General features: G+C 74.5%; 13 protein-coding genes. 5 read left to right on the top strand and 8 right to left on the bottom strand.

Features of this window, described 5'->3' with window-relative positions; all coding sequences use genetic code 11:
- The first annotated feature begins 376 nt into the window (after positions 1 to 376).
- Positions 377 to 1,969: an FAD-dependent monooxygenase gene (locus ACH4B3_RS23430; RefSeq protein WP_398465629.1), complete on the top strand. Its 1,593-nt coding sequence runs from the start codon at positions 377 to 379 to the stop codon at positions 1,967 to 1,969.
- Complete coding sequence (locus ACH4B3_RS23425) at positions 1,966 to 2,655, top strand: GNAT family N-acetyltransferase (protein WP_398465627.1); 690 nt, start codon at positions 1,966 to 1,968, stop codon at positions 2,653 to 2,655. The genes ACH4B3_RS23430 and ACH4B3_RS23425 overlap by 4 nt, the downstream gene beginning before the upstream one ends.
- On the opposite strand, the gene ACH4B3_RS23420 is transcribed toward ACH4B3_RS23425, so the two are convergent.
- The gene (locus ACH4B3_RS23420; protein WP_398465625.1) at positions 2,579 to 4,387 is read right to left on the bottom strand and encodes a S8 family peptidase; all 1,809 of its coding nucleotides are present in this window, start codon (positions 4,385 to 4,387) and stop codon (positions 2,579 to 2,581) included. The two genes, ACH4B3_RS23425 and ACH4B3_RS23420, sit on opposite strands and share 77 nt — an antisense overlap.
- Positions 4,388 to 4,441: 54 nt before the next feature.
- Complete coding sequence (locus ACH4B3_RS23415; RefSeq protein WP_398465623.1) at positions 4,442 to 4,744, bottom strand: hypothetical protein; 303 nt, start codon at positions 4,742 to 4,744, stop codon at positions 4,442 to 4,444.
- Between the two features lie 331 nt (positions 4,745 to 5,075).
- Here ACH4B3_RS23415 and ACH4B3_RS23410 point away from each other — a divergent pair, with 331 nt between their 5' ends.
- Positions 5,076 to 5,330 (top strand): EF-hand domain-containing protein, encoded by a 255-nt coding sequence (locus ACH4B3_RS23410; RefSeq protein WP_398465790.1) that lies wholly within the window; start codon positions 5,076 to 5,078, stop codon positions 5,328 to 5,330.
- Positions 5,331 to 5,649: 319 nt separating this feature from the next.
- Here the strand turns inward: ACH4B3_RS23410 and ACH4B3_RS23405 are convergent, their stop codons facing one another.
- Positions 5,650 to 6,261: a TetR/AcrR family transcriptional regulator gene (locus ACH4B3_RS23405; RefSeq protein WP_398465621.1), complete on the bottom strand. Its 612-nt coding sequence runs from the start codon at positions 6,259 to 6,261 to the stop codon at positions 5,650 to 5,652.
- 102 nt (positions 6,262 to 6,363) lie between these two features.
- Here ACH4B3_RS23405 and ACH4B3_RS23400 point away from each other — a divergent pair, with 102 nt between their 5' ends.
- Entirely contained in the window at positions 6,364 to 7,032 is a 669-nt protein-coding gene (locus ACH4B3_RS23400) for an FMN-dependent NADH-azoreductase (protein WP_398465619.1), read from the top strand.
- A complete protein-coding gene (locus ACH4B3_RS23395) occupies positions 7,029 to 7,349 on the top strand; it encodes a DMT family transporter (RefSeq protein ID WP_398465618.1) in 321 nt (106 codons plus the stop codon). The genes ACH4B3_RS23400 and ACH4B3_RS23395 overlap by 4 nt, the downstream gene beginning before the upstream one ends.
- Before the next feature lie 60 nt (positions 7,350 to 7,409).
- On the opposite strand, the gene ACH4B3_RS23390 is transcribed toward ACH4B3_RS23395, so the two are convergent.
- The 5 genes from ACH4B3_RS23390 to ACH4B3_RS23370 are packed head-to-tail and all read right to left on the bottom strand — an operon-like array spanning position 7,410 to position 12,560.
- Positions 7,410 to 8,075, bottom strand: a complete 666-nt coding sequence (locus ACH4B3_RS23390) for an ABC transporter ATP-binding protein (RefSeq protein WP_398465616.1) — start codon at positions 8,073 to 8,075, stop codon at positions 7,410 to 7,412.
- Positions 8,068 to 9,162, bottom strand: coding sequence for an ABC transporter ATP-binding protein (locus tag ACH4B3_RS23385; protein ID WP_398465788.1), 1,095 nt, complete (start codon positions 9,160 to 9,162; stop codon positions 8,068 to 8,070). The genes ACH4B3_RS23390 and ACH4B3_RS23385 overlap by 8 nt, the downstream gene beginning before the upstream one ends.
- On the bottom strand, positions 9,144 to 9,992 hold the full coding sequence (locus ACH4B3_RS23380; protein WP_398465614.1) for an ABC transporter permease: 849 nt from the start codon (positions 9,990 to 9,992) through the stop codon (positions 9,144 to 9,146). The genes ACH4B3_RS23385 and ACH4B3_RS23380 overlap by 19 nt, the downstream gene beginning before the upstream one ends.
- Positions 9,985 to 10,977 (bottom strand): ABC transporter permease, encoded by a 993-nt coding sequence (locus ACH4B3_RS23375; protein WP_398465612.1) that lies wholly within the window; start codon positions 10,975 to 10,977, stop codon positions 9,985 to 9,987. The genes ACH4B3_RS23380 and ACH4B3_RS23375 overlap by 8 nt, the downstream gene beginning before the upstream one ends.
- Positions 10,974 to 12,560: an ABC transporter substrate-binding protein gene (locus ACH4B3_RS23370; protein ID WP_398465610.1), complete on the bottom strand. Its 1,587-nt coding sequence runs from the start codon at positions 12,558 to 12,560 to the stop codon at positions 10,974 to 10,976. The genes ACH4B3_RS23375 and ACH4B3_RS23370 overlap by 4 nt, the downstream gene beginning before the upstream one ends.
- Positions 12,561 to 12,792: the final 232 nt, after the last annotated feature.

Below are 12,792 nucleotides of genomic sequence, written 5' to 3'. Positions count from 1 at the left end.
CGGTCTCACCGGCGCCGCGCGGCTCGGTCTCAGCCGGTGACCATGGTCGTCACCCTATCCGCGCCTCGCTGACCGGTGCTTCTCCATTCCTGACCCGCCTGACCGGTCAGGTCAGGCGTTTCGCCGGCGGTCGGGGCGTCCGACGGCGAGGTGCGCCGGACCCGGCGGCGGCCGGCCCCGGAAGGCGCTGCGCACGTTCGGGTGTACGCCGACGCCGCGGACATTGCGGACCGCCCCGGGGCGCGGAAGATGGATCTCACGGCGGTCCGGACTCGTCGACGCGGCCGTCGGGAGCGCGCCCGCCGCGGCCCGGGCCGGCGCGGGGCCGGGCGGACGCGGAGTCCCGGGAGGGCCCGGGCGAGCGGAAGGAGCCCCCATGTCCGCAGCGGATGCCGAGGTGGCGGTGCTGATCGTCGGTGCCGGGCCGGTCGGGCTCACCGCCCGGGCGCTGCTGGAGCGCTGGGGCGTGTCCGCGCTGTTGGTCGAGAAGCATGCCGAGCTGTCGCCCTTCCCGCGGTCCCGGCTGGTCAACGTGCGTTCCATGGAGATCTTCCGGCAGCTCGGGCTCACCGCCGAGATCACCGCCAACGCGTTCCCGCCGGAGTACGGGCGGATCCGCTTCCGGGACACCCTGTACGACCGGGACTTCGCCACCGCGGCGATGGTCGGGATCCGGGCGCCGGTTCCGGAGAGCCCCGTGACCGGGGTGGTCACCTCCCAGGACCGGCTGGAACCCACCCTCCTCGCCGCGGCGGAGGCCCCGATGCGGTTCGGGGTCGAGCTCGTCGAGCTGGCCGAGGAGTCCACGTGTGTGCGGGCGGTGCTCCTCGACCACCGCGACGGCGCCACGTCCCGGGTCCGCGCCCGGTACGTGCTCGCCGCCGACGGCGCGAACTCCACCGTCCGGCGGCTGCTGGGGATCGGCACCACCGGCCCCGGTGAGCTGGGCCATGTCACCACGGTGGTGTTCGACGCCGAACTCGGCCGCTGGTGCGCCGACCAGCCCGCGGGGGTCTACTTCACCGCGCACGGGACGTTCGCCCCGCTGTATCCCGAAGGGGGCTGGGCCTGGTTCGCCCCCACCCCCGAGGACGCCCCGGACGCCGACTGGTCCGGCGTCGTCTCGCGGGCGCTGGGTCCGGGCGCCGAGGTGCGCCCCGAGGTGCTGCGGGTCCAGCACTGGGTGATGAGCGCGTTCGTCGCCGAACGCTTCCGCCACGGCCGGATCCTGCTGGCCGGCGACGCCGCGCACGCGGTGCCCATCATCGGCGGGCTGGGCATGAACGCCGGCCTCGCCGACGTGCACAACCTGTGCTGGAAACTGGCCGGCGTGCTGCGCGGGTGGGCCGGGCCGCGGCTGGTGGACAGTTACGAGACGGAACGGCAGCCGGTGGCGCACCGGACTCTCCGTCAGGCGGTGGCCAACACCCAGCTCGCGATGCAGGTCCAGGACCGGCGCCGGGAGCAGCTCATGGCCGGCCGAACGGCCTCCGACCGGCTGGAACTGCCCTGGTCCGAGCGGTACTTCGCGCAGCTCGGGCTGGTACTCGGAGTGGCCTACCGCTCCGCCGCCGTCCTCTCCGGCGACGGCGCCGCGCCCGAGCCGTCCGAGCCGTCCGAGCCGTCCGAGGAGGGCACCGACTACCTCCCCACGGCGGAGCCGGGGCACCGCCTGCCGCACCGCTGGCTCAGCCCCGGCCGTTCCACGCTCGACGCCCTCGGTGAGTGGTTCACCCTGCTCACCCCGGATCCCGCCGGTTGGGAGCGGCAGGCCACCGCGCCGTGGCCGCTGCGCGTCGAGCCGCTGCCCGACGGGCTCGCCGGCGTCGGGGACCTCGGGCCGCACGGAGCGCTCCTGGTACGGCCGGACGGCCATGTCGGCGCGCGCTGGCCCGACGGCCCGCCGAGCGCATCCACCCTCGGCGAGGCCCTTGCCTCGACCACCGGTGCGGCGACGCTGGGAGGATGAGCGAGGACATTTCCTCTGTATGGCGTGCCCCGCTCGCCGACCACGAGAGGGTGGACCTGGTCCGGTCGCACGGCGGCAACGCCGTCGCCGGCTGGTGGAGCCGGATCGAACCGCACAGCCTCGGCTGGGTCGCCGCCCGTGACCGGGCCGGAGTGCTGGTCGGATTCGTCAACGTGGCAGGGGACGGCGGGGACCGCGCCTTCCTCCTTGACACCAAGACCCGTGGCGCGTACCAGCATCGCGGCATCGGTACCGCGCTCGTCCGGCGGGCGGTGGCCCGGGCGCGGGCGGCCGGCCGCGAATGGCTCACGTCGACTTCGGACCCGGGCTGGAGCGCTTCTCCTTCGATGCCTGTGGCTTTCGCCCGACCGGCGCGGGGCTGGTCCACCTGCCGTCCGCCGGCGGCCGGACCGGGTGATCGCACCGGCCGCCGGCGCGCGGTCGCCGCACGGGTGGGTCCTCCCGCCGGCCCGGCTGACGGCACTCGGGCACTTCCGGCCGGCGGAGCCGCCGCCGCCGGGTGTCCGCGGCCGGCAGGTCCGCCGACCGCTGCCGACCGGGCCGGCGGCGGCCGGGCGTACCGCTCCGCGGGCCCGGCGGACGGCCCGGTCAGGGCGCGGAGTCCACCGCCGCCGAGGCGTCCACCTTGCCCGCGCCCCAGTCGTTGCCGGGCGCCTCGCCGGTGAAGGGGTCCTGCCGGGCCGTGTCGGTGAGGAGCCGGACGAGATCGGCCTGGGTCATCGTGGGACGTGCCTGGAGCAGGAGGGCGCACACCCCGGTCAGGTGGGGGGCGGCCATGCTGGTGCCGGACATGGACTGGTACTGGTTCGCTCCCGACGCCCCCACCAGGGCCGAGGTGACGGCCTGGCCCGGAGCCGCGAGGGTCGGTGCCGGGCGGCCGTCGCGGGTGGGCCCGCGACTGGAGAAGGTGGACAGGGTCCCCTGTCCGGCGCCCTTGGTGATGTAGGACGCGGCGGTGAGGACCTTCCGGCTGGTGCCGGGTACCGAGATGGTGACCGCGTCGTCGCGGTGGGCGCCGATGAACTGGGGAACGATCTGGCCCCGCTCCACCCAGGCGTGCCAGCGGCCGCCGTCGGCCACGGTCCGGCCGGTGAGCGTCAGACTCCAGGTGCCGGGGCGGATCTCCGTCTGGCTCCCCCTGCTCAGCTGTACGTAGATCCGGTTGTCACCGTTCTGGGGGTGGTGGACGACGGAGTCGACGAAGGCCTTGTTCCCGCCGGGCAGATCCAGCTCGGCGACGGTGCTGCCGGGCTCGATCTCGGTGCTCGCCGTGCCGCTCGGGGAGGAGATCCGCAGGGAGATCCGGTCGTCGCCGGAGTACCAGACGTCCAGGGTGTCCGGGGTGGCGTCGTCGGCCGGCACCACGAACCGCACCACGTCGCTGCCTCCCTCGGACACCCGGCCGGTGGCGTGGATCCCGGCGTTCGCCGCGTTGCCCGCGGACTTCACCAGGGCCCGGCCCGGGGCGCCGAGCAGGTTGTCGATGCCACGCTCCAGCAGGCTGGAACCGTCGTGCGGTCCCAGGTTGTCGCCCTGGCTGATGTTGACCACCGCCGGCCGCTGGAGGGTCTCGGCGAGCTCGAAGATGTAGCCGACGGCTTCGAGCGTGCCCATGGAATCGCCCATGGCCTCGGTCGTCACCCTGTTGGCCACCACGACGAGGTCCGCCTCGGGGGCGACGCCGACGAAGGTGAACGCCGGTTTGCCGTTGCCGGCCGCCGACCCGTCGCCGGCGGCGATGCCCGCCACGTGGGTGCCGTGTCCGTCGCTGTCGTCCATGTGCCGCACCACGCTCGTCGGGTCCGCGGCGCCCAGTGCGTTGTCGATCGCGGAACGCTGGTACTCCACGCCGTGCCCGAACGGGGCCGGTGAGGACTCCCCGGTCCCCGGGGTGAGGTGCTGGTCCCAGATGCGCAGGATGCGGGACGTGCCGGCCGGGTCGCGGAAGCAGCCGTGGCGCCAGTCGACACCGCTGTCGACCACTCCCACGATCACCCCGGCCCCCCGCAGTCCGGGCGGCCCGGTGTGCACCTGGTCGGCCCTGCTCTCCGGTACGGCGGCGTCGAGTTCGGGCAGCGTGGGCCGGGATGCCTCGACGTAGCCGACGGCTTCCGACCCGTCGAGCTCCGCCAGCCGGTCGAGTCCGATCTCGCCGCCGACGATGTCCCCGGCCCGGGTGAGCACCGTCAGTCCGGCCTCCTGGGACAGCCTCTCCACGTCGTCGTCGCCGTGTCCCTCGGCCATCCGCAGCAGCACGCGGACACGGGGCGCTCTCACACCCTCGGCGGTGACCCCTTCGGTGGTGAGCGCGAAACGGCCGGTGGACTCCAGGCCCACCAGCTCCGCCGGGCCTTCCGCGGCCCGGGTGGTCAGAAACTTCAGCCGTGAGTCGAGCATGAACGGTCTTCTCTCTGGCGAGGTCGCCGGCCCGCCCGCACCGCGGGCCGGCGATCAGTCCTGCTGTGACCGGGTGCCCGTCTCGGGGTGGAGCGGTTCGGACAGCTCCACATGGCTGACACAGTCGAGTTCGGTCAGACGCCCCAGGTCGCCGGGGGCGACGACCGCGGTGAGCACGTCACCCGCGACCATGTGCACCTGCGCGCCGGCCTCGGCCAGCCGCCGGCGCTGTTCCTCGTCGGGCTCGTCCGTCACCCGGATGAGCACCCTGAACGGGGCGGGGGCAGCCGCCTCTCCGGCCGTGCCGGCGTCCGACAGCGCACGCCGCGCGGCGGAGCCCAGCTTGTCAGCGCGCATCTTTCCCCACCTGCTCCGGTGAACGGCCCTCGTTCGAACGAGTTCGGCACGCCGGCACTTCTCCGTGCCCGGGCGTCGCCGTTTGCCGCAGTTCCACCGTAGGCAGCGGGGGCCGCCCCCGCCATTCCACCGCGCGACACCGGGCCGGTCCGGACGCGCGGTCCGGCCGTACGGCGTTCGCCCCGAACCTGCCCGGCCGGCCAGGGGCCGCCCGCGTCCGCCGGGGGCGGGCCGGTGCGCCACGGCGGGGAACCATTCCGGGTGGACAGGGCGTTCTTCCGTGAGCGGGCGGGCCGGCCCACCCGCCGACGAAGGGAACGGGGACGACGTGATCAGCGACAAGGCCCGGAAGCTGTTCGAGGCGCTCGACCTGGACCACAACGGCACCCTCACCCGCGAAGAGGTGATCAGCGCTCTGCGGACGAAGGGTCCGACCCTGGCCGCGTCGGGAGATCTGCCGTTCTGGGCCCTGGGTGACGCCGACGCCTCCTCCGCGCTGTTCGACACCGCCGACCAGAACGGGGACTCGGTACTGACCCTGGAGGAGTTCGCGGCCGTGGTGGACCGCCGGTTCGGCTGGAGCTGACACCGCGCGGCACGCCGAGCCGCCCGCGGCCGGCGCCCGGTGACGTTCCCGGGCGTCCCGCCCTCGTGCCCCACACGATCGCCCTCGTGCCCCGGCGGGCCCGCGTGGCCGCATCCCGCGAAGTGGCGTGCCGGCCAGGCTCCGGGACGCGGACGTCGGAGCGGCCGGGCGCGGTGCGTCCGCGGTGCCGGTGCGGCTCACCGGCACCCGCCGCCGCTGACCGGCCTCCGCCCTTCGGCGTCCGGCCGGAGCACCGCCGGTGCGTGGCGGTCCGGTGCCGGGACGGTCGTGGACCGTCCGGCGCGGTGCCGGGGCGCGGCTACGCCGCGCGGTCCGGGGGAGCCGCCAGGCCGTGCGCCAGCCGGTGCAGGCCCTCGGCGATCTGCTCCGGGGTGAGGCCGACGGTGTTCCGCTGGTGGAGGTAGACCTCCGGCGCCAGCGGGGCGAGCAGGATGTCGACGAGTGCGTCGGGCCGTTCCGTCCGCGCCTCCCGCAGCAGGGCACGGACGTGGGCGCGCCAGAACCCGTAGGCGCCGGTGCCGAACCTCGAGGCACCGGTCTCCGCGCCGAGCACCAGGGGGGCGTGCTCCTCCAGCAGCGAGACCATCGCGGCGTAGAACGCCGACAGCCGCTCGGCGGGCGGCGCCCCGGGGCCGAGCGGCGGTTCCCCGCGCAGCAGGTTCTCCTGCAGTTCCCGCTCGTGCTCGTCGAGCAGCGCCACGGCGATGGAGGCCACGTCCGGGTACCGGCGGTAGAGGGTCCCGCGGCCGACCCCCGCGGCCCGGGCGATGTCGTCCATGGTGAGGCCGGCGGCCCCGCGGGCGGCGAACAGTTCCTGGGCGGCGGCGAGGATCCGGGCCCGGTTGCGCGCGGCGTCGGCGCGCTCCTGCTGGGGCCGGCGGGCGCGGGCCGGCTGGTCGGAAGGCGTCACGGGACCACTCTACCGATTAAGTGGACACGCTGTCCGCTTCCTCTGCTACCGTGGCAAGCGGACACGGTGTCCACTTATGAGCCCGTAGCGGAGAGTGACCTCATGCCTGCCCTTCTGCACATCGACACCAGCGCGCGCACCCGCTCGTTCTCCCGCGAGCTGTCCCGCACCTTCACCGAGAGCTGGCGGACGGTACTGCCGCAGACCGGCTACACCTACCGCGACCTGGCCGCCGAACCGGTGCCGCCGATCACCGAGGCGTGGACCGAGCTGTGCGACAACGTCCTGGCGCGCGGCGACGCCCGCCTCGACCGGCTGCACGAAGCCGCCGTCACCGCCGGGCAGCAGGCCGCCTGGGAGATCACCCGCCCGCTGCTGCGCGAACTCGAACAGGCCGACGTGGTGCTGATCGGCACCCCGATGTACAACTACTCGGTGCCCGCGGCCCTGAAGCTGTGGATCGACCAGGTGGCGTTCCCCCGCATGTCGCTGGCCGGCCGGACGTTCGTGGTCGCGGGTGCCCGGGGCGGTTCCTACCGGCCCGGCGCCCCGAAGGCCCCCTTCGACCACCACGAGAGCTATCTGCGCGACTTCTTCCAGGGCCACTTCGCCGTCGAGGACGTCGTGTTCCTGCACGCCGAGTTCACCAACGCGACCGTCGACCCGGCGCTGGCGGACCTGCGCTCCCGGCACGACGAGTCCCACGCCGCCGCGCTGGCCGAGGCCGCGGACCTCGGCAGGCGGCTGGCGATCGCCCGGAGTGCCGCATGAGCTGGTTCGTCCTGGCTCTCGCCGGGCTGGTCGAGATCGCCTTCTCGCAGAGCATCAAACCCACCGCGAACTTCACCCGCCCGCTGCCCACGCTGCTGTGCGTCGTGCTGGGAGCGACCTCCATCTACCTGCTGGCCCGGGCGATGGAGACCCTGCCGGTCGGCACCGCCTACGCGGTGTTCACCGGGATCGGCGCCATCGGCGCCATCGCCCTGGGCATGGCGGTCCACAAGGACCCCGCGGATCCGGGCCGGCTCCTGGCACTGGCCCTCATCGTCGCCGGCATCGTGCTGGCCCGCACCACCGCGTCCGAATGAGCCGGGTGCCGCCCCGGCCCGTTCCCGGCCGCCGGGCCGGCCGGGAACGGGCCGGCCGGTTCAGGAGGCGGCGGGGACCACCTGGTCCCAGCGCGCGGTGCGGTCGCACCAGCGGTCGAGGAGCACCGGGTCGTGGCTGACCGCGAGCAGACCGGCCCGGTGCTCACGGCGGTAGGACTCGACGACGGCCACCAGCGCGGCGGTGGTGGAGGCGTCCAGCATGGAGGTCATCTCGTCACACACCAGCCAGCGGGGTTCCAGCACCAGCGCCCGGGCCACGCAGGCGCGTTGCAGCTGGCCGTCGCTGACCTCGTGCGGGCGCCGGGACAGCAGGTCCGCGCCGAGCCCCACCGTGTGCGCCAGCTCCGGCACCCGGTCGGCGACCACGTCGCGGCGTCCGGTGGCGCGCAGCGGTTCGGCGATCAGATCGGCCAACCGGAGCCGGGGGTCGGCGGCGAGCCGGGGGGACTGGAACACCACGCCCACCGCGGTGCGCATCTCCCGGGGGGCGCGGTGGCGCCAGCGGGTGACGGTGGTGCCGTCGAGCCGGACGGTGCCGGAGTACGGCCGGTGCAGCAGGGCGGCCACCCGCGCCAGGGTGGACTTCCCGCAGCCGCTCGGCCCGAGCAGCCCGACCGCCTCCCCGGGGGCGACGGTGAGCGTGGCGCCGCGGACCGCCGGGGTGGCGCGCCCGTAACCGGCGGTGACGGCGTCGAGTTCAAGCACGGGATGCCTTGTCGTCGGGTTGCGGGTGGTGGCAGGCGACGCCCTCGGTGAGACCGGGCCGCAGCTCCGCGCAGCGCGCGGTCGCCCGGGGGCAGCGCGGCGCGAAGGCGCAGCCCTCGGGGAGGGCGCCGAGTTCCGGTGGCATACCGGGGATCGGGGTGAACTCCCTCTCCGGCAGGGCGTCCAGCAGGCCGCGGGCGTAGGGGTGCTTCGGCCCGGGCCGGCCGAAGAAGGCGGTGGCGGGGGCGAGTTCGACGATCCGCCCGGCGTACATCACGGCGACGCGGTCGGCGATCCGCTCGGCGGCCGCGAGGTCGTGGGTGATGAGCAGCAGGGCCCGGCCGTCATCGGTGTGGCGGCGCAGTTCGTCGGCGGTCCGGCCGACCAGGTCGCGGTCCAGTCCGGTGGTCGGCTCGTCGGCGAGCAGCAGCGGGGCGTCACCGACGAGCGCGAGGGCGGTCGCGGCACGCTGGGCGAGACCGCCGGAGAGTTCGTGCGGATACCGGTCGAGGTGGTCGACGGGGAACGCGGCGCGGCCGGCCGCGGCCGCGGCCGCCGCGGGGAGTTCGCGGCGCTCGGTGCGCCGCAGGGCGCGCAGGGTCTCGTACAGGTGCGCGCGGACGGTGCGTACGGGGGTCAGGTGCGCGGCCGGACTCTGCGGGACCAGACCGACGCGGCGGCCCCGGACCCGCCGGGCGAGGGTGTCCTCGCCGGCCCGTACGAGGTCGATGACGTCGCGGTCGGCGGCGGGCGGGCGCAGTCCACCGGCAGCGCGGCGGCCGGCCTGCGGTGCGGGGTCCGCGGCCTCGGCGGCGGTGCCCCCGGTGCCGTCCGCGGGCCGGGCGGCGGCGCCGTACAGCAGCGCCGATCCCGAGACCGTGGCGTTGCCCGGCAGCAGCCCGAGCAGCGCGGAGGCGAGGACCGACTTCCCGCAGCCGCTCTCGCCGACCAGGGCCAGGCACTCCCCCGCGGCGAGGTCGAAGGTGGCGTCGGTGACGGCCGCGATCCGGCGGCCCCGGTGCATCCGGAAGCCGACGGTGAGGCCCCGGACGGAGAGCACGGGCGTGGTCACAGCGTCAGCTCCGATCGGCGGCGCGGGTTGAGCCGGTCGCGCCACACGCCGGCCAGGCCGGCGAACGCGAGGGTCGGGACGACGAGGAACAGGCCGGGGAAGAGCGTCGGCCACCAGTCGCCGGCCAGCAGCGAGCCGCGTCCGCTCTGCACCAGGCCGCCCAGGCTGGCCTGGTGGGTGGGGAGGCCGAGGCCCAGGAAGGAGAGCGCGGACTCGTGCCACATGGCGTGCGGGATCATCAGGACGGCCGCGAGCCCGGCCTGCGGCAGCACCGCGGGCAGCAGATGGCGTACGGTCACCCGCCACCGTGAGGCGCCGCCGGAGACCGCCGCGTCGATGTGCGGGCGGGAGCGCTGGGAGAGCACCTCGGAGCGGATGATGCGGGCGGTGGAGAGCCAGTGGGTGAGCGCCACCGAGACCACCACCGGCCAGACGCCGGGCCGGAACATCGCCACGATGAAGATGCCGAGCAGCAGGTGGGGCACCGAGCTGAAGGCGTCGACCAGGCGCATCAGCAGCCGGTCGGCCCAGCCGCCGAGGGCGCCCGCAGCGGCGCCGACGGCGGTGCCCACCACGGTCGCGGCGAGCGCGGCGACGATGCCCACGAGCAGGGAGACCCGCAGCCCGTAGACGCAGCGCAGCAGCAGGTCGCGGCCGACGTGGTCGGTGCCGAAGGGGTGCTGCCAGGACGGGGGCCGCAACTTCGCCGACAGGTCGACGGCCTGCTGGTCGAGCTGGACCAGCGGGGGCACGACGAGCACGGCGAGCGCGACGGCGGCGACGACGGTGCCGCTGAGCCACAGTCGCAGCCGGAGGCGGGGGTGGGTGACAGGCGTCTCAGCCATCGAATCCCACCCGGGGGTCGGCCAGCCCGTACAGCAGGTCCGCGACCAGGTTGCCGAGGAGCACCGCGGCGGTGGCCAGCACGGTGAGCGCGGCCAGCAGCGGGAAGTCGACGGAGGTCGCGGCCTGGACGGTGGCGGCGGCGATGCCCGGCCAGCTGAAGACGGTCTCGACCAGCAGCGCGCCGGTGATGAGTTCGGGGACGCGGGATCCGACGAGCGTGAGCACCGGCAGCAGTCCCGAGCGCAGGGCGTGGCCGAGGAGGACGGTGCGTTCCGCGAGGCCGCGGGCGCGGGCGCCGCGCACCGGGTCCTCCTCCAGGGCGTCGGTCACGCTCTGCCGGACGTACAGGTGGAACCAGGGCAATTGGGAGAGCGCGAGGACGGCGGCGGGCAGTACGAGGTGTTCGGCGACCTGGCCGAAGGTGACGGTGGTGCTGGCGGTGTCGGTGAGTCCGCCGGCCGGGAGGGTGCCGAGTTCCAGCGCGAACAGCCAGATCGCCAGCAGGCCGAGCCAGAAGGCGGGGACGGCCTCCAGGGTGTAGGCGGCGCCGGTGGTGACGCGGTCCAGCCAGCCGCCGCGGCGCCGGGCGGCGAGCACCCCGAGGAGGGTGCCGAGCAGGACGGCGAGGGCGAAGGCGGTGGCGGCCAGCAGCACGGACCAGCCGAGGCGTTCGGCGATGACGTCGGTGACCGGGCGGCGCATGACGCTGGAGTCCCCGAGGTCGCCGGTGAGCGCCGAGGTGAGCCAGTGCCACCAGCGGGTGGTGAACGGCTGGTCCACGCCGAGGTTGGCGCGGAGCTGGTCGAGGTTCTCCTGGCGGGCGGTGAGTCCGGCGGTGCCGGCGTACGCCTTGACGGGGTCGAAGGGGGAGGCCTCGGCGATGGCGAAGACCGCGAAGGAGACGGTGAGCAGGACGGGGACGGCCAGCAGCAGCCGCCGCCCCGCCAGGCGTGCCATCGGCCCCCAGGGAAGGCCGCGGGTCACTTCTTCCGCTTCCAGTCCTCGACGTTCCACCAGGGCCCGGAGGCGAGGCCGTGGTCGTGCGGTTCGACCTGGGTGGTCAGGCCGTCCCACCGGTCGGCGAGGACGTAGACGTGGTCGATGTGGGTGAGGAACGTGTATCCGGGGTTCTTCACCAGTTCCCGCTGGACGGTGTCGTAGGCGGCCTTGCGGGCGGCCCGGTCGCCGCTGCGGCGGCCGTCGTCGAGGGCCTTGTCCACGACCGGGTTGTCGTACCAGGCCATGTTGTTGAAGCCGTCGCCGGCGAGGTCGGACCTGAGCAGGGTGTACTGGTCGAAGTCGGGGTCGGCGGGGGCGCCGCCGCCGGCCAGCACCGCGTCGCGCTTCATCCGCGGTTCGATGACCTCCCAGGTGCCGGCCTGGGTGGTGATGTCGATGCCGGCCTTCTTGGCGTCGGAGGCGTAGGCGAGGGCGTGGTCCTGGCGCAGCCGGTCGCCGGCGAGATACCACAGCGGGAAGGCGGCCCGGACGCCGTTCTTCACACGGATGCCGTCGTCGCCGGGCTTCCAGCCGGCCTCGTCGAGGATCTTCTCGGCGCGGGCGAGGTCGTGACGGCGCTCGGTGCCCTCGGCGAACCAGGGGCTGCCGGTCGGGACGGGCCCGTAGGCGGGCTTGCCGGCGCCGTCGAGGATCTTGTCCACCATGGTCTGCCGGTCGACGGCGACGTCGAGGGCGCGGCGTATCGCGGTGTCGCCGGTGACCTTGTTGTGGGTGGGGAGGGTGACGGTGCGGTAGTCGTAGGTGGTGGCGGCGTAGGTCTTCTTGTCGTCGTCCTTCTCGAAGCCGCGGGCGAGGGCGGGCGGGAGGACGGCGCCGTCGAGGTCGCCCGCGCGCAGCCGGGTGGCGCGGACGTCGTCGTCCTTGATGATCGCCATGGTGAAGTTCTTCACCGCCGGCGCCCCGCCCCAGTAGTCGGGGTTGGCCTTGAAGGCGAGCTTCTCGCCCTTGGACCAGTGGGTGAGGAGATAGGGGCCGGTGCCGACCGGGTGGACGGAGAAGTCGCCGGAGTTCACGTCCTGCCGGGCGAGGATGTGCTGGGGGACGATGGGCAGCACGGTGCGCTCGGCGAACGGCGCGTAGGGGTACTTCAGGGTGAACACGACGGTGTGGCTGTCCCGTGCGGTGACGGAGTCGATCGCGTCGAGCTCCCCCTTGGAGGGGTTGTTGGTCTTCTCGTCGAGGATGGTCGTGTAGGTGAACACGACGTCCTTGGCGGTGAAGGGCTTGCCGTCGCTGAAGCTGACGCCCTTGCGGAGCCGGTAGGTGTAGGTGCGGCCGTCCGCGCTGACCTCGGGCAGTGCGGTGGCGAGCGCGGGCCGCAGCCGCATGCCGTCGTCGAGGGCGAGCAGACCGTCGAAGATCTTGGAGTTTCCGTCCTTGCCGTAGCCGAGGAGGGGGCTCAGCGTCTCCGGCTCGTAGGCGATGCCGACGACCGCGGAGTCGTCGGAGCGGCCGGCGCCGCCCGGGTCGGAGCAGGCTGTTCCCGCCACGGCCAGCGCTCCGGCCAGTGCCGCGGCGGCGGCAGCGCGTACGGATCGGGTGGTCATGTATCCGGCCACACCCTTCATCAAGATCATAAGTTGTTGCGAGCGATTTGCAATTAAACAACATGTAAAGGGGGATGTCAGCAGGCACCCCTTACCCGCCGCTGCTCGCCCGCCCGGGATGCCGGTGTCCGCCCCGGTCCCGACCGGGCGTCGGCAGGCGGGCGCGGCATGGTCCGGGCCCGCTCCGCCCGGGCGCCGGGCCGGCGCGGCGGGCCGCCCAGCGCGTCGGCGG

The organism is Streptomyces sp. NPDC018031, assembly GCF_044327625.1.
GTDB lineage: Bacteria > Actinomycetota > Actinomycetes > Streptomycetales > Streptomycetaceae > Streptomyces.
This window is presented reverse-complemented; position numbering and strand designations above follow the sequence as displayed.